Here is a 14,803-nt window from a genome sequence, read left to right as displayed (position 1 = left end):
CAAGACATTCTGGCTTGCACTTTTACCGTCACCGCACCACATGCGTGAAATGCTGATAGAAACTGAACTCACACCAAACCCCGCCACGATCAAATTTCTGCCCGGCCGCGCCGTGATGGAAAATGGAACGCGCGATTTTGCTTCCCCGGAAGAGGCTGAAGCCTCCCCATTGGCAGAGGCACTTTTCGGGCTTGGTGATGTCACCGGGGTATTTTTTGGACGCGAATTTATATCGGTCACTGCTGCCCCCGGTACAGAATGGTCCAACCTGAAACCCGACGTGCTTGCGATATTGCTCGACCATTTCAGCGCAAACATGCCGTTGTTCAAACCAGCCGCAGCTGGGTTCTCTGTCCCATTGGCAGATGCCGACTATCCGCTCGATGATCCGGAAGATGCCGACATCGTTATCCAGATTAAGGAATTGATTGAAACGCGAATCCGCCCTGCAGTCGCCAATGACGGCGGCGACATCGTCTATCGCGGCTTTCAAAAGGGCATCGTCTTTTTGCAGATGCAAGGCGCATGCGCCGGTTGCCCATCGTCTTCGGCAACACTGAAAAATGGCATTGAACAATTGCTGAAGCATTATGTGCCCGAAGTCATCGAAGTGCGTGCCGCCTAATCTCTCCACCTGAAAGAAATCTTATGTCCGAAGCTTTAAATGACACCGCGCTTGATCAGCTGTTCCGCGAAGCCCGCAGTTACAATGGTTATCTCGATACGCCCGTATCGCAGGCGCAGCTTGAGGGCATTTGGGACCTGATGAAATTTGGCCCGACATCTGCAAACTGCCTTCCTGCGCGCATCATTTGGTGCACATCCACCGAAGCGAAGCAAAAGCTGGCGGCATGCACGATGCCGTCGAATGGTGACAAAATTCTGCAAGCGCCTGTCACGGCGATTATCGGAATGGACCTCGAATTTTACGAACAGCTTCCCGAATTATTTCCCCATGCGGATGCCCGCAGCTGGTTTGTCGGTAACGACGCGCTCATTGAAAAGACGGCGTTTCGGAACAGCAGCTTGCAAGGCGCCTATCTGATGCTGGCCGCGCGTGCATTGGGACTGGATACGGGTCCAATGTCGGGCTTTGACAATGCCGCTGTCGACAAGGCATTCTTTGCCGGAACCAAACTGCAGTCGAATTTCATCTGTACGCTTGGCTATGGCGACACAGCGAGCATTTTTGCACGCAGCCCGCGCCCCGAATTTGCCCGCTTCAATCAGGTCGCCTAACCTAAACGGCGGCAGGCGATCATGCGCACATTGGTCATCGATACCGCCACACGGGCGTGCTCAGTTGCGTTGTTCGACGGGAAGCAGTTGCTGGCCGCCCAACATGAAGTGATTGGCCGGGGGCATGCGGAACGTTTGCTGCCGCTCATTGCCGCGTTGCCGGATAACGGCAAGGCCGACCAGATTATGGTGGATGTTGGTCCCGGCAGCTTCACGGGCATCCGTGTAGGCGTCGCCGCCGCCAAAGCATTGGGATTGGCGTGGCGCATACAAGTGCACGGCTATGGTTGCCTATCCTTGGTGGCCGCGATGGCGCGTGCACAAAGCGGATCACAAGCAGCTGTCGATGTCATCATGACCGGCGGCCATGGTGAGTATTTCTTTGAAGCATTTAACGATACCGGGCATTCGATAGCGCCAGCGCGTTCGGTTTTGCCTGAGCTATTGGCGACTGTTGCTCTCGCTGACCATGTTGCCGGCGACATTGACCCGCAACGCGGCGATCGTGTCTGGACCGACATTCTGCCCGACGCGCGAGCATGGGCACATTTACCCGACGACCATGCCCTTCCCCCCGTTCCTGTGTATGGAAGGGCGCCAGACGCAAAACCGGCTGCAGTCCGGGCATGATCCACATCGTAGACGGCGATGCAAAAGACGTTGCGTCCATCATGCCCATTATGTCCGATGCGTTCGACCGCCGTTTTGGCGAAGCATGGACGGCGGCGCAATGCCTGTCCACTTTAGTACTGCCGGACTGCCAACTGTTACTTGCCAAAGATGGTGACATTGTATGCGGTTTCGCCATAACGCGCTGGGTTTTTGAGCATGAAGAATTGCTGATGATTGGCGTTTCACGAAATCACCAGCGCCAACAGATTGGCCAAAATCTGCTCAGCGAAGTTATAAATAGAGGCAAAGCCGCGGGCCGGGAGAAATTATTTCTTGAAGTTCGGGACGGGAACCCTGCATCTTCTTTCTACTTTAAAGCTGGCTTTGTACCCATCGGACGACGCAAAAATTATTACAAAAGCGCTGAAGGAATAAGTCCAGACGCGATTACGATGTTCATTGATCTTTAATATTTGAAAGCTAGCGGCTTTTCTTGACGACGTAATTTCAAGCCTATATGCAATCGGTAAGTCGCAAAATATAAAAATGGGTCTAGGGGTTCAAAATATGTCTCAAGAAAGTAACGATACCGCAGAATTGTTAATTACTCTGACCGCCGATATTGTCGCGGCTCATGTTAGCAACAACAGTGTGGCTGTATCTGACGTATCAACTTTAATCGGAAATGTGCACGCTGCACTCGCCGGTCTTTCCGGAACGGCTGCTGCACCCGAAACAGTTTTGGAACCCGCTGTTCCAGTCCGCAATTCGGTGAAGCGCGATTATATCGTCTGCTTGGACGATGGTAAGAAGCTAAAAATGTTAAAGCGCCACCTGATGACTCATTATGGCATGACGCCGGATGACTATCGCGCAAAATGGGGCTTGCCCGCCGACTATCCGATGGTCGCACCTGCTTATGCAGAACAACGTCGCGAACTCGCAAAGGCAATCGGCCTTGGTCGTGCACCGGGTTCAGGCCGGAAGAAAAAAATCAAGTAAAGCGCAAACAGCTTCACTGGAAAATAAGGCCGGAGCGTTCTCCGGCCTTTTTCTTTGACGAATCGTGGCGCGGCACTAAATGTGCATCGCGATGGACATCAAAATCGACATTGAAGCGCTGTGTAACGAACGTGGCCTGCGTATTACCGATCAACGCCGCGTCATAGCGCGCGTCATATCGGATTCGACTGACCATCCTGATGTCGAAGAACTCTATCGCCGGTCGTCCGCCATCGATCCCAAGATTTCCATCGCCACCGTATATCGGACTGTCCGTTTGTTCGAAGAAGCGGGCATATTGGACCGCCACGATTTTGGTGACGGGCGCGCACGCTATGAAGCGTCGCCCGAGGCACATCATGATCACCTCATCGACGTCGAAACTGGCAAAGTTGTTGAATTTGTCGATCCCGAACTGGAAGCGCTGCAGAAAATCATTGCAGAACGCCTCGGCTACCGTCTCGTTGACCATCGCATGGAACTCTATGGCGTCGCCATCGACCGCAAGGATTAAACGCCGCAACCCCGCTGCATTTTTAGCTGGCCAATGCTTATTTGCCGCCCGGCTGCTGCTGATGGCCGCCAGCTTGGTAACGAGCTTGCTTCTCCACAATTTCTGGCGGCTTCTTAATCGGCCATCGCCGTGGCCACGCCTGTTCCTTCTGTCGATCAGCTGGACCAGCGGTATTGCAACCGCCACGAAGGGACAGCGCGTGCGCGCGAATGTGTTTTACGCCGCCAACCATCATAGCTGGATCGACATTCCCGTGATGTCAGGCGTCACCGGTTGCACCTTTGTCGCCAATGACGGGATTGAGGGCTGGCCATTGATTGGGTGGCTTTGCAAAATCAACAACACCATCTTTGTGAACCGCGAAAACCGCGCCAGCGTTGGAAATCAGGTGGAAGATCTGCGCGCGGCAATGACCGGCAATCAACCCGTCACGATATTCCCCGAAGGCACAACCCATGACGGTTCGGGCCTTTTGCCGTTCAAACCATCTTTGTTTGCCGCACTCGTTCCGCCACCATCCGGCATGCTCGTTCAGCCCGTATTTCTAAGCTACGGGCACCATACCCCGCGTGTGGCGTGGGTCGGCGATGAAAAAGTGACCGAGAATTTCTGGCGGCTTTTGTCCTATCTGAAACCGATAACGGCGACCCTGCATTTTCTGGAACCGTTCGATCCGCTGCATTACCCCGACCGCAAGGCGATTTCCGCTGAAGTGCGCGCGCGCATAGGTGCAGCGATGGAGGGTGGCGGCGGCACACTGCGCTATGTATAGACGCGCGCTATGAGCACGGATTCTCCCAAAACCTATTCGATCAAAAATTACGGCTGCCAGATGAACGTCTATGATGGCGAACGCATGGCCGAAATGTTCGAAAGCCAAGGCATGACACCCGCCGATGAAAAGGCGAATGCCGATCTCGTCGTGCTCAACACCTGTCATATTCGCGAAAAGGCCGCAGAGAAGGTCTATTCCGAAATCGGCCGTCTGCGTCGCAAGGACGGCAGCAGCCCCGTCATTGCTGTGGCCGGATGCGTTGCGCAGGCCGAAGGCGGCGAGATTAGCCGCAGAGCGCCCGAAGTGGACATCGTTGTCGGCCCGCAAGCCTATCATAATCTGCCTGAAATGGTTGCCGCGGTCGGACGCGGTGAACGCGTGGTCGACCTGGACCTGCCCGGTCTCGACAAATTTGGCAAACTCCCTGCACGCCGCAAGCAAGCGCCATCTGCGTTTCTGACGGTTCAGGAAGGCTGCGACAAATTCTGCACCTATTGCGTCGTGCCCTACACCCGCGGCGCGGAGATTTCGCGCGGCTGGAGCGCGTTGATTGATGAGGCAAAGGCCATCGTTGACGCCGGTGCCGCAGAAATCACGTTATTGGGACAAAACGTTAACGCTTGGAATGGCGAAGACGACAAAGGTCAGTTGCAGGGTCTCGATGGCCTCATCCGCGCGCTGGACAAAATTCCCGGTCTGCACCGCATCCGCTATATGACGAGCCACCCGAACGATATGACTGAGGGGCTGATTGCCGCACATGGCGATGTCGAAAAGCTGATGCCATTCCTGCACCTGCCCGTACAATCGGGCTCGGACCGCATATTGAAGGCGATGAACCGCAGCCACAGCCGCGACAGCTATCTGCGCATTTTGGACCGCGTACGTACCGTGCGGCCTGACATCGCCTTTTCGGGTGATTTTATCGTCGGTTTTCCCGGCGAGACCGAAGAAGATTTCGAAGATACCATGCGCTTGGTACGTGAAGTCGGCCATGCGCAGGCATATTCGTTTAAATATAGCCCGCGTCCGGGCACACCCGCCGCCGATATGGCCGACCAGATCGCGATGGAAATCATGGACGAACGGCTCCAGCGGTTGCAGGCGCAAATCGTTGCGGACCAAACCGCGTTCAACCGAAATACCGTTGGTAAAACCTGCGATGTTCTTCTCGAACGGCCGGGCAAATTTGACGGACAATTGATTGGCAAATCACCGTGGCTTCAATCAGTTCATGTCCTTGCGCCGGACCTTTCTATCGGCAATATTGTTAGCGTTCAGATTACCGATTCTGGCCCCCTTAGCTTAAAAGGTGAACCAACGATGAGAGCAGCCGCCTGAATGGCCAAAAAAGCCCAAGCGCAAGCCGGTGACCTGTCCCGGCTGGAAATGAGCTTCGACAAGCCACATCTTATCAATGCGGTGTTTGGCGAATTTGATCGCAACCTGGTGACAATTGAAAACAGGCTTGGCGTTTATATCTCGGCCCGCGGCAATCGCGTCCAAATCGAAGGTGAAGCTGGTGCCATTGGCCGGACACGCGATGTTCTCAACGATATTTATTCGCGCATTTCACGCGGACAAGAAATGGATTCCGAAGCCGTGCAGTCGATTATCGCAATGACCGCCGAACCCACGCTTGAAGGCATATTGCGCAAGGAAGACAATGCCGCCCCCGGCATTATGATCCGCACGCGCAAGAAAACCCTAGTGCCGCGTTCCGCCACGCAAATCCCCTATATGGAAGCATTGGCGCGCGACGAGATTATCTTCGCACTTGGACCAGCGGGAACGGGAAAAACCTATCTGGCGGTGGCGCAGGCTGTGGCGATGCTGATTACCGGCGCCGTGCAACGCCTCATCCTCTCGCGTCCAGCGGTTGAGGCGGGCGAACGGCTCGGCTTCTTGCCGGGCGACATGAAGGAAAAGGTCGATCCCTATCTGCGGCCCATTTACGATGCGTTGTACGACTGCTTGCCCGCCGAACAGGTCGAACGCCGCATCGCTTCGGGCGAAATCGAAATCGCCCCTATCGCCTTTATGCGCGGGCGCACGCTCGCTGACGCCTTTATCATTCTCGATGAAGCCCAGAACACCACTGCCGCGCAGATGAAGATGTTCCTGACCCGTTTTGGCATGAACAGCCGCATGGTCATTTGCGGAGACCCGCATCAGGTTGATATCCCCGGTGGCGAACGGATGTCGGGCCTGAACGACGCTGTTCAACGCCTCGAAGGTGTGGACGGTATTCAAACCATCCGCTTCAATAGCAGCGACGTCGTCCGCCATCCATTGGTCGGACGGATCGTCGATGCATATGAGGGCGGGCGTGATTGACGTCGAATTAGACATCGGCTTGCCATGGGGCAGCTGCAATTTCGGGCAAAGTGAAGTTGAAAAGGCCGTCGATGCGGCTGTCCGTTTTGCCGCGATACCTGAACTGGCCGACCCCATTGTGCCCATGAGCGTCAGCGTCAAGTTGTCCGACGATGCAGAGGTGCACGCACTCAACCGTGAATGGCGCGAAAAGGACAAGCCAACCAACGTGCTGTCCTTTCCTATGCTCGACGATGACGAAATTGACGCATTGCTGGATGGGACCTATAACGCGCCCGAAATCATGCTGGGTGACATCATCTTGGCGTATGAAACCTGCGCCGCCGAAGCGGAGGAAAAGCAAATTTCCGTCGCTGACCATGCAACACATCTGGTAGTCCACGGCATGTTGCATTTGCTTGGCCATGACCATGTTGACGACGAAGAGGCAGAAGCCATGGAGGCGTTAGAAGTAAAAGCGCTTGCATCCATGGGGCTTCACAATCCATATGACGCTTAATTCCATTAAAAAGAGGCCAATACGCTTCCATTATGCCCGAGGGTGACAGTTTTAGCGGTTCAAGAACCGCAACCGACGACGATAACGACGGACGAATATGGCAGCGGCTGAAAACGATGTTTTTTGGCCGCGATCACGAGCCGACTTTGCGCGAGCAGCTTGAAGAAGCGATTGCCGAGCATGAAGAAGACAGCGACAATGCCCACCAATCGGACAATGACGGCGACCTGACCGCGGTTGAGCGCACCATGCTGCGCAACCTTTTGCATTTTAGCGAGCACCGGGTTGACGACGTCATGGTGCCCCGCAGTGATATTGTCGCCATTGAGGAAAGCGCTGGCTTTACCGATTGCATCGCGGCCTTTGCCGAGCATGGGCACAGCCGCCTGCCCGTCTATCGCGATACTTTGGACAGCATCATCGGCATGATCCATATCAAGGATGTGTTCGCCGTTCTTGCGTCTGATGAACAGCCTCCGGAAAGCTTGGAAGCCTTCATCCGTCAGCCCCGCTTCGTTCCGCAGAATATGAGCGTATTGGCGTTGCTCGACGAAATGCGTCGGACGCGCACGCATTTGGCCATCGTTCTTGACGAATATTCCGGCACCGAAGGTCTGGTGACGATTGAAGACCTCGTTGAGGAGATCGTCGGTGAAATCGAAGATGAGCATGACGAAGAACCTGAAGCGATGTTCACGCAGTTAAGCCCCGTCATGTGGGAAGCCGATGCGCGCGCGGAGCTCGACGATCTGGCTGAAGCCATTGATGCTAAATTGTCCGAAGTTGAAGAAGATGTCGACACACTGGGCGGACTAGCGTTTGTTATTGCCGGGCAAGTTCCCGATGTCGGCCAAATGCTGACGCACGAAGCGAGCGGGTGGAAACTCGAAATATTGGAAGCGGACGAAAAACGGGTCACGCGCATCCGGTTGTTCGCGCCATCGCCCGACACGGACGAAATAGACGAATAAGGCGGCGTTAAAGCTGCGCGGCGAGTTTCGCGGCGCGCATCCGCCAGGATTCGGCCAATGTTTCAAGCTGCGAAAGCGCCTGCAACTGCGCGAGCGCATCGACTTGCTTATGCCCACCGCCGATCAGCAGTTTGAATGTGCGGGCGACGGTCCAGTCGTGCCCCGCCTGTTCGACTTGCTCTATGCAGTCACCCGGCGCGACTTCCCCTTCCTCAATAACGCGAAAATAGCCGCCGCAGCGGCCTGAGCTAATGACCACGCCGGACAGGCCATGCACACCGAAATGATGGTCCAGCTTCCAACATGGCTGACGCCCCTGCGCAACCTCAATCAAGGCCTTTCCGATCCGAAGCCTGTCACCGATGCGCAGCTTGTCCTCGGTCAGCCCTGATGCACTAATATTTTCGCCAAAGGCGCCAGCGTAATCGAGTTTCGGATTCGTAAAACCTTCCGCTGCGAAATGGGCAATCCATTTGGGATAATGTTCGGCAGGGTAAAAATGCACCGCTTTATCAACGCCGCCATGCACCGTTGGATCGGCCACTTGATCGCCGGCAAACCCCATTTTGCCTAGCATCACAGGCCGGTCCACAGGCGCGCGGGCCATGGCGCTCATCGTGCCGTCAGCGCGGAAGGCCTTGGGGCTGCCAATCAGCAGCGTATCAACTTGGGTTAAAATCATTGCGACAACATATCCGACCAAATGCAGCATTCCCATTGGCATTTTGCTTTACCGCAGATAAAAGCCCCAAAATGCACACCAGCGACCTTCGCATTGCGCTTTTCAGCGGCAATTATAATTATGTACGTGATGGCGCCAATCAGGCGCTCAACCGGCTGGTGGGATATCTTTTAAGCCAAGGCGCGTCAGTGCGTATTTATTCGCCGACAGTGGAAAATCCCGCATTTGAAGCAACGGGCGATCTGGTGTCCGTGCCTTCAATGGCCATTCCCTTTCGCCCCGAATATCGCATACCATTGTCGTTATCGCGAAGCGTTCGACGTGATCTTGAAGCTTTCAATCCAAATATTGTCCACATCGCAAGCCCTGACCGGGTTTCACGCAAGGCCGTCAAATGGGCAAAAAAGCAGAACCTTCCCGTTCTGTGTTCGGTGCACACCCGTTTTGAAACCTATTTCCGCTACTACAACATGTCATTCATCGAGCCGGTCGTCGAAGCATGGATCCGCCGCCTGTATCGAAAATGCGATGCCTTGGTTGCACCGTCCGAAAGCTTCGCTCAGGTCTTGCGCCAACAGCGTATGAACTACGACATCGACATCTGGTCGCGTGGTGTCGACAGGGGCATATTTAATCCAGGCCGCCGTGACATGGAATGGCGGCGCGGACTTGGCATGTCGGACGATATACCTGTCATCGGGTTTCTGGGTCGTCTGGTGATGGAAAAGGGTCTTGATGTCTTTTCTGACACGATTGACCAACTGAAACGACGCAACGTCCCGCATCAGGTTTTGGTTATCGGAGACGGCCCCGCACGTGCATGGTTTGAATCGCGGATACCCGACGCGAAATTTGCCGGATTTCAAGTGGGTGCTGATCTTGGGCGAGCCGTCGCGAGCATGGATGTGTTTTTCAACCCATCGGTCACGGAAGCATTTGGCAACGTAACGCTTGAATCAATGGCCTGCGGGTTGCCCGTCGTCGCCGCAAAAGCAACCGGCAGCCAAAGTCTGGTCGAAGACAAAGTGTCGGGACGCCTTATAACGCCGGGCGCAATCAACCAGTATGCCGATGCATTGCAGGCCTATTGCGTGAATGCAGACCTGCGCGCCGAACATGGCAGCGCCGGCGAACGCAGGTCACATGATTATAGCTGGGATGCGATCAACCAGACCGTTGCAGACACCTACCTGCGCCTCATCCGTCAACATGCCGCACGTGCAATCGCTGCGCGCTGACGTGGTGCATGTGTTGAACGGGCTGCTTGGGACCGGATCCCCATCCGCATGAGCGACCTTTTCCACGATGAACCAACGCAAACAGGGACCCTGCCGAAAACAGCGCCACTGGCGGATAAGCTTCGTCCTGCGCAGTTGAGCGAGGTCATTGGTCAGGAGCATCTGACAGGACCAGAGGGCGCCATTGGCCGGATGGTGGCCGCGGGCAAGTTGTCGTCCATGATCCTCTGGGGTCCGCCGGGCACGGGAAAGACGAGCATCGCGCGTTTGCTGGCGGATGCCGTCAACATGCATTACAAACCGATCTCCGCAGTCTTCTCGGGCGTCGCGGACCTCAAAAAGGCGTTTGCCGAAGCCGAGACTATGGCGCGGACGGGCAAGCAAACCTTATTGTTCGTGGACGAAATCCACCGTTTTAACCGCGCGCAGCAAGACGGATTTTTGCCCTTTGTCGAAAGCGGCTTGGTCACGCTCGTTGGCGCCACAACGGAAAATCCGTCGTTCGAACTGAACGCCGCTTTGTTGTCGCGTTCGCAGGTCATGGTGCTCCACCGTCTTGATGACGCTGCGTTGGCAATATTGCTCGCACGCGCAGAAGATATCATGGAGCGCCCCCTGCCCGTCACGGCCGATGCCAAATCCGCGTTGATATCGAGCGCGGATGGCGATGGCCGCTTCCTGCTTAATCAAGCCGAGACGTTGTTTTCCATCACAATCGAAAACCCGCTCGACCCGTCTGCGATGGCGGCGTTGCTGCAGCGGCGGATGCCCGTCTATGACAAGGACCGCGAAGGGCATTACAACCTGATATCCGCGCTGCACAAAAGCTTGCGCGGCTCTGATCCGCAGGCCGCGCTTTATTGGATGGCACGGATGTTGGTGGCGGGCGAAGAGCCATTATATGTCCTGCGCCGCCTCGTCCGTTTCGCCAGCGAAGATATCGGCCTCGCCGACCCACAAGCGCTCGTCCAATGTCTCGCCGCAAAGGACGCCTATGAATTTCTGGGCAGCCCCGAAGGCGAAGTCGCCATTGTGCAGGCATGCCTGTACCTGGCCACCGCGCCAAAATCGAACGCTGCGTATAAAGCGCAAAAATCCGCGTGGAAGCTGGCACGCGATACCGGATCGTTAATGCCGCCCGCGAACATATTGAACGCGCCAACCAAGCTGATGAAAGACATCGGCTATGGCGCGGGATATGCGTATGACCATGACAGCGCGGACGGATTTTCCGGCGCCAATTACTGGCCGGACCAAGTTCCGCCAACGCAGCTTTATCAGCCGGTCGAACGAGGCTTTGAACGCAAGATCATAGAACGGCTGCAATATTGGGATCGTCTGCGCGCCCGCAAAGCCGATCCAGACGCGACATGATGTCCGCCCACCGCCAAAACGCCTGATGCGGCCCTTTGCGCGTTTTGCCTGCGCCGATTGGTCCGGGGCAAAGGGCAGCCGCCATCCCGGCATCGCCCTTGCCGTCTGCGAAGCCGGCAATGAAGCCCCGCGCCTTGTTCCTGCCCCCTCCGGCATTTGGTCGCGTCAGGCGGTTGCCGATTGGTTGCTGGCGCAAGATGATGATTTGCTGATTGCCTTCGACTTCAGCTTTGCACCGCCCATGATTGCGCGCGGCGCCTATTTACCGGGCGATGAATTGCCAACAACTGCGAAGCCTTTTTGGGCCTATGTTGACGACATCTGCGATGATCCCGATTTGGGCGCAGCCTCATTCCTTGAAAAACACCATCGCCGCCATTTTTACTTCGGCGCTGCCGATGGCGTAAAATCGACATTTCTGCATTGGCGGCAGTGCGAGTTGTTGAACAAGCACAGCAGCGGAAAAATCTCGACCGTCTTTGATGCGATCGGCGCGTCGCAAGTCGCAAAGGCCAGCTTTGCCGGCATGCGCTTTTTGCACCATGTCCGCGACCATGTCGCCATATGGCCATTTGACCCGTTGCCCGAACGCGGGCCTGTAGTGGTGGAGATATATACAACAATCGCCGCCCGCGCCGCAGGCGTCGCCAAAGGCCGCAGCAAGATTCGCGACGCAAACGGGCTCGACGACGCTCTCAGTGCGTTGGGTTCCCTGCCCCACACACCGCTCGAACGCTACACAGACCATGCGACAGATGCCCTACTCACCGCCGCATGGCTGCGCGCAACCGCGTCAAATCCACAATTTTGGACCCCAACCGCATTAAATTGCGAAATAGCCGCAACTGAGGGCTGGACCTTTGGCATCATTTGAGGCAATGGGCGCCACAGTGCCGGCTTAGCTCAGTTGGTAGAGCACCTGATTTGTAATCAGGGGGTCACGAGTTCGAACCTTGTAGCCGGCACCACTTTTCCCGTTCATCTTGCGATTTTGATCCATAGGATCTGTATTCGGGCCTTTTTCCAAGAAATCACCCAGCTAGTGGCGGACGCATAGCATGACGCGTTCGGGCCCTAATTTCTGTGCGTGGTACGAGAGTAGTGCCCGTCAGTTTTTGAATGTACTTGTAAAATTTATTGGATTATTTGACCGCATCACTTCCACAAATCCAGTAAGATGGGAAAAAATGATCATGAAATCGGAACGTAGATATTCGATCGCGGCGCTTGCCATATCAGTCGCACTCAGCACCGTGCCTGCTGCGGCTGCCAGTGACAAAGCAAGCAAAGAAAAATGCTTTGGTGTTGCCAAAGCCGGTGCCAATGACTGTGCTAGTGCGGACGGAAGCCACAGCTGCGCTGGCCAAGCAAAAGCAGATAATAATCCGTACGACTGGAAATACGTCGCAAAAGGCACATGCGAGAAAGTCGGCGGCAAAACCATGCCCCCTAGTAAGAAGTAGGTATCTTGCCGAACCAAGTTGTCGCGGCGGCCAATGGCGTTGTTTGGACTGGCCATTCACTGGGTGCATATATCGCAAAGTACATTGATGCGCGGACATCCATGTGGGGCGCGCACGAAAGTCGCTCTCCGCTTTTAAATATACTTGTAAAATGATTTGGACTAGCTGGCATCATGTCGCCCAAAATCTAATGAGATGAGAACACAGTGATCATGAAAACGGAACGTAAATTCGCTATTGCGGCTCTCGCCGTATCGGTCGCCCTTAGCACCGCGCCTGCTGTAGCAGCCGATGGCAAAGAAAAATGCTATGGTATTGCCAAGGCAGGCCAGAATGATTGTGCTGACGCTAACGGCGTTCATAGCTGCGCTGGTCAGGCAAAGGCTGATAAAAGTGCAACCGAATGGAAATATGTCGCCAAGGGCACATGCGAAAAAGAACGCGGTAAAACCACGCCTCCTGCCAAGTCTGCCAAGTAGTAATTCGCTTGCTGAACCAGTCATGAGCAACAGCCAATGACGTTGTTCGGGCTGGGCCTGCGCAAGCCACATTATGAAGACGTCCTGTCGGGAAATGTGCAACTCGATTTTGCCGAGGTAATCTCGGAAAATTTCATGTTTCCCGGTGGTCGTCCGCTCGCTGATTTATTGGCTGTCCGGGAAAAATGCCCGGTTGCCTTGCACGGTGTTTCGATGTCGGTAGGCTCCGCATCAGGTCTCGATCGGGACTATGTGCAGAGGCTTCGGGCATTGGTCGATGTCATCGATCCGCTGTTCGTGTCCGACCATTTATGTTGGACCCGGGTTCCTGGCTTCAGCTCCCACGATCTTCTCCCGCTGCCCTATACGCAGGAGGTGCTGGACATCGTTTCTAACCATGTTCAGGCGGCGCAGGAAATACTTGGGCGACAGATACTGCTCGAAAATCCGTCCGCCTATCTTGGTTTTGCCGAGTCAGAGATGCCCGAATGGGACTTCCTCTCCAAACTGTGCGCGCAAACTGGCTGCGGCCTGCTGCTGGATGTGAACAACGTCTATGTAAGCGCCCTCAATCTGGGTTTCGATCCTGCGGATTATATAGCGCACTTTCCTATGGCTAATGTGCGGCAGATCCACATCGCTGGCCACAGCCAAGGTCAGGACGTGCTGGTTGACACGCACGATCAACCCGTTTGCGACGCCGTCTGGGATCTTTTTGAGACTGCAATGACTCTCGTCGGGCCCGTTGCGGTTATGATTGAACGCGACAACAATATCCCCCCGATTGGCGAATTGCTCGACGAACTTGCAATGGCACGTGCGTGCGCAGACGCTGCCGCAAAGCGTGGATTGGGACATTGAACCTCGCCAGCATACAGAAGGCCATGAGGGGATGGCTCGAAACCGGAAACCCGGATTACGTCGTAGACTTCGGCGATGCCGCGCAGCCAGGGCTTAACGTCTATCTCAACAATTACCGGACGCAATTGCTGCATTGCCTTGACCGCGCATTTCCCCACACGCGAACATGGCTTGGCAGTGACCGGTTTCACGCAGGCGCCCGTTGCCATATCATGGCGCAGCCACCAGTCGCGTGGACGCTTGACGCCTACCCTGTGTCCTTTGCCGCTGAAGTCGGCACGCTGTTTCCCGATGATCTGGTCGCACACGAACTTGCCGAATTGGAGCTGGCGCTGAGCGACGCCCAGACTGCAGCCGACCGACTGCCCTTATCCCGTGACATGTTCACGCATCTCGATTGGGAACAGGTTTCCCTCACACATGCGTCGGGGGGCCAGGTGCTGCGTCACACCAGCAACGCAGCTGAGATTTGGTCCGCACTGTCGCGCGCGGAAATCTCGCCAGTGCCCAAAACTGCGAAGGCTCCCATCGACATCCTCGTTTGGAGAAGCGATTGGGCCCCGTGTTTTAGGATAGTTGATGCCGACGAAGCGGAAATTTTCATGCAAATGAACCCCGCGTTGCGCTTTGTGGACATTTGCGCACAGCTTGAGCAAAAACATGGAGAGGAAGCCGGCATCGCACGCGCTGGCTTGCTTTTGGCGCGGTGGGCGGATGATGAAGCCGTCAGCGTCTCAGCAACCTGATACGCCTGCCC

Annotated in this window: 19 protein-coding genes and 1 tRNA gene; 19 read left to right on the top strand and 1 reads right to left on the bottom strand. The window is 55.5% G+C overall.

What is annotated here, in order from left to right; translation table 11 throughout:
* The first annotated feature begins 49 nt into the window (after positions 1-49).
* The 11 genes from GGR91_RS03995 to GGR91_RS03945 all read left to right on the top strand — a co-directional run bounded on the left by GGR91_RS03995 (position 50) and on the right by GGR91_RS03945 (position 7,949).
* Positions 50-625 carry a NifU family protein gene (locus GGR91_RS03995; RefSeq protein ID WP_183940269.1) on the top strand — a complete coding sequence of 192 codons (576 nt, stop codon included), beginning with the start codon at positions 50-52 and terminating at the stop codon, positions 623-625.
* Positions 626-648: 23 nt separating this feature from the next.
* Positions 649-1,239: a malonic semialdehyde reductase gene (locus GGR91_RS03990; protein ID WP_183940267.1), complete on the top strand. Its 591-nt coding sequence runs from the start codon at positions 649-651 to the stop codon at positions 1,237-1,239.
* Positions 1,240-1,260: 21 nt separating this feature from the next.
* Positions 1,261-1,869 carry a tRNA (adenosine(37)-N6)-threonylcarbamoyltransferase complex dimerization subunit type 1 TsaB gene (gene tsaB, locus GGR91_RS03985; RefSeq protein ID WP_183940265.1) on the top strand — a complete coding sequence of 203 codons (609 nt, stop codon included), beginning with the start codon at positions 1,261-1,263 and terminating at the stop codon, positions 1,867-1,869.
* Positions 1,866-2,321, top strand: a complete 456-nt coding sequence (locus tag GGR91_RS03980) for a GNAT family N-acetyltransferase (RefSeq protein ID WP_183940263.1) — start codon at positions 1,866-1,868, stop codon at positions 2,319-2,321. The genes tsaB and GGR91_RS03980 overlap by 4 nt, the downstream gene beginning before the upstream one ends.
* Before the next feature lie 97 nt (positions 2,322-2,418).
* Positions 2,419-2,853: a MucR family transcriptional regulator gene (locus GGR91_RS03975; protein ID WP_183940261.1), complete on the top strand. Its 435-nt coding sequence runs from the start codon at positions 2,419-2,421 to the stop codon at positions 2,851-2,853.
* 91 nt (positions 2,854-2,944) lie between these two features.
* Complete coding sequence (locus GGR91_RS03970) at positions 2,945-3,367, top strand: Fur family transcriptional regulator (RefSeq protein ID WP_183940259.1); 423 nt, start codon at positions 2,945-2,947, stop codon at positions 3,365-3,367.
* Positions 3,339-4,139, top strand: a complete 801-nt coding sequence (locus GGR91_RS03965; protein ID WP_183940257.1) for a lysophospholipid acyltransferase family protein — start codon at positions 3,339-3,341, stop codon at positions 4,137-4,139. The genes GGR91_RS03970 and GGR91_RS03965 overlap by 29 nt, the downstream gene beginning before the upstream one ends.
* 9 nt (positions 4,140-4,148) lie before the next feature.
* Positions 4,149-5,483: a tRNA (N6-isopentenyl adenosine(37)-C2)-methylthiotransferase MiaB gene (gene miaB / locus GGR91_RS03960; RefSeq protein ID WP_183940256.1), complete on the top strand. Its 1,335-nt coding sequence runs from the start codon at positions 4,149-4,151 to the stop codon at positions 5,481-5,483.
* On the top strand, positions 5,484-6,479 hold the full coding sequence (locus GGR91_RS03955) for a PhoH family protein (RefSeq protein WP_183940254.1): 996 nt from the start codon (positions 5,484-5,486) through the stop codon (positions 6,477-6,479). It abuts the gene before it with no gap.
* A complete protein-coding gene (gene ybeY, locus GGR91_RS03950) occupies positions 6,472-6,978 on the top strand; it encodes an rRNA maturation RNase YbeY (protein ID WP_322788764.1) in 507 nt (168 codons plus the stop codon). The genes GGR91_RS03955 and ybeY overlap by 8 nt, the downstream gene beginning before the upstream one ends.
* A gap of 32 nt (positions 6,979-7,010) precedes the next feature.
* Positions 7,011-7,949, top strand: a complete 939-nt coding sequence (locus tag GGR91_RS03945) for a hemolysin family protein (RefSeq protein ID WP_183940252.1) — start codon at positions 7,011-7,013, stop codon at positions 7,947-7,949.
* Between the two features lie 7 nt (positions 7,950-7,956).
* Here the strand turns inward: GGR91_RS03945 and GGR91_RS03940 are convergent, their stop codons facing one another.
* Positions 7,957-8,667, bottom strand: a complete 711-nt coding sequence (locus GGR91_RS03940; RefSeq protein WP_246337038.1) for an MOSC domain-containing protein — start codon at positions 8,665-8,667, stop codon at positions 7,957-7,959.
* Between the two features lie 35 nt (positions 8,668-8,702).
* Between GGR91_RS03940 and GGR91_RS03935 the strand changes: the two genes are divergently transcribed.
* The 8 genes from GGR91_RS03935 to GGR91_RS03900 all read left to right on the top strand — a co-directional run bounded on the left by GGR91_RS03935 (position 8,703) and on the right by GGR91_RS03900 (position 14,792).
* The gene (locus tag GGR91_RS03935) at positions 8,703-9,869 is read left to right on the top strand and encodes a glycosyltransferase family 4 protein (protein ID WP_183940250.1); all 1,167 of its coding nucleotides are present in this window, start codon (positions 8,703-8,705) and stop codon (positions 9,867-9,869) included.
* Positions 9,870-9,917: 48 nt separating this feature from the next.
* Positions 9,918-11,243, top strand: a complete 1,326-nt coding sequence (locus GGR91_RS03930; protein ID WP_183940248.1) for a replication-associated recombination protein A — start codon at positions 9,918-9,920, stop codon at positions 11,241-11,243.
* Positions 11,244-11,268: 25 nt separating this feature from the next.
* Positions 11,269-12,117: a hypothetical protein gene (locus GGR91_RS03925; RefSeq protein ID WP_183940246.1), complete on the top strand. Its 849-nt coding sequence runs from the start codon at positions 11,269-11,271 to the stop codon at positions 12,115-12,117.
* A gap of 18 nt (positions 12,118-12,135) precedes the next feature.
* Positions 12,136-12,211 (top strand) — tRNA-Thr (locus tag GGR91_RS03920).
* Between the two features lie 90 nt (positions 12,212-12,301).
* Positions 12,302-12,706: a BufA1 family periplasmic bufferin-type metallophore gene (locus GGR91_RS03915; RefSeq protein WP_322788763.1), complete on the top strand. Its 405-nt coding sequence runs from the start codon at positions 12,302-12,304 to the stop codon at positions 12,704-12,706.
* Between the two features lie 212 nt (positions 12,707-12,918).
* Positions 12,919-13,185: a BufA1 family periplasmic bufferin-type metallophore gene (locus GGR91_RS03910; protein ID WP_183940244.1), complete on the top strand. Its 267-nt coding sequence runs from the start codon at positions 12,919-12,921 to the stop codon at positions 13,183-13,185.
* 36 nt (positions 13,186-13,221) lie between these two features.
* Complete coding sequence (gene bufB / locus GGR91_RS03905; protein ID WP_183940242.1) at positions 13,222-14,046, top strand: MNIO family bufferin maturase; 825 nt, start codon at positions 13,222-13,224, stop codon at positions 14,044-14,046.
* A gap of 23 nt (positions 14,047-14,069) precedes the next feature.
* Positions 14,070-14,792 carry an HvfC/BufC N-terminal domain-containing protein gene (locus GGR91_RS03900; protein WP_183940240.1) on the top strand — a complete coding sequence of 241 codons (723 nt, stop codon included), beginning with the start codon at positions 14,070-14,072 and terminating at the stop codon, positions 14,790-14,792.
* The last annotated feature ends 11 nt before the right edge of the window (positions 14,793-14,803 follow it).

The sequence above is a fragment of the Sphingorhabdus rigui genome (genome assembly GCF_014196595.1).
Classification (GTDB): Bacteria; Pseudomonadota; Alphaproteobacteria; order Sphingomonadales; family Sphingomonadaceae; genus Sphingorhabdus_B; species Sphingorhabdus_B rigui.
Note: the sequence above shows the minus strand (reverse complement) of the source record. Positions and strands in the feature narration are given on the sequence as shown.

Bases quoted from the DNA above. Each gene is read 5' to 3' on its own strand.
- GGR91_RS03955 (WP_183940254.1), top strand. From the start codon at position 5,484: ATGGCCAAAAAAGCCCAAGCGCAAGCCGGTGACCTGTCCCGGCTGGAA.
- GGR91_RS03925 (WP_183940246.1), top strand. From the start codon at position 11,269: ATGCGGCCCTTTGCGCGTTTTGCCTGCGCCGATTGGTCCGGGGCAAAG.
- GGR91_RS03980 (WP_183940263.1), top strand. From the start codon at position 1,866: ATGATCCACATCGTAGACGGCGATGCAAAAGACGTTGCGTCCATCATG.
- GGR91_RS03935 (WP_183940250.1), top strand. From the start codon at position 8,703: ATGCACACCAGCGACCTTCGCATTGCGCTTTTCAGCGGCAATTATAAT.
- GGR91_RS03915 (WP_322788763.1), top strand. From the start codon at position 12,302: ATGACGCGTTCGGGCCCTAATTTCTGTGCGTGGTACGAGAGTAGTGCC.
- GGR91_RS03990 (WP_183940267.1), top strand. From the start codon at position 649: ATGTCCGAAGCTTTAAATGACACCGCGCTTGATCAGCTGTTCCGCGAA.
- GGR91_RS03945 (WP_183940252.1), top strand. From the start codon at position 7,011: ATGCCCGAGGGTGACAGTTTTAGCGGTTCAAGAACCGCAACCGACGAC.
- bufB (WP_183940242.1), top strand. From the start codon at position 13,222: ATGACGTTGTTCGGGCTGGGCCTGCGCAAGCCACATTATGAAGACGTC.
- GGR91_RS03995 (WP_183940269.1), top strand. From the start codon at position 50: ATGCTGATAGAAACTGAACTCACACCAAACCCCGCCACGATCAAATTT.
- GGR91_RS03975 (WP_183940261.1), top strand. From the start codon at position 2,419: ATGTCTCAAGAAAGTAACGATACCGCAGAATTGTTAATTACTCTGACC.
- GGR91_RS03900 (WP_183940240.1), top strand. From the start codon at position 14,070: ATGAGGGGATGGCTCGAAACCGGAAACCCGGATTACGTCGTAGACTTC.
- GGR91_RS03965 (WP_183940257.1), top strand. From the start codon at position 3,339: ATGGCGTCGCCATCGACCGCAAGGATTAAACGCCGCAACCCCGCTGCA.
- miaB (WP_183940256.1), top strand. From the start codon at position 4,149: ATGAGCACGGATTCTCCCAAAACCTATTCGATCAAAAATTACGGCTGC.
- GGR91_RS03930 (WP_183940248.1), top strand. From the start codon at position 9,918: ATGAGCGACCTTTTCCACGATGAACCAACGCAAACAGGGACCCTGCCG.
- GGR91_RS03970 (WP_183940259.1), top strand. From the start codon at position 2,945: ATGGACATCAAAATCGACATTGAAGCGCTGTGTAACGAACGTGGCCTG.
- GGR91_RS03910 (WP_183940244.1), top strand. From the start codon at position 12,919: ATGAAAACGGAACGTAAATTCGCTATTGCGGCTCTCGCCGTATCGGTC.
- GGR91_RS03940 (WP_246337038.1), bottom strand. From the start codon at position 8,667: ATGGGAATGCTGCATTTGGTCGGATATGTTGTCGCAATGATTTTAACC.
- tsaB (WP_183940265.1), top strand. From the start codon at position 1,261: ATGCGCACATTGGTCATCGATACCGCCACACGGGCGTGCTCAGTTGCG.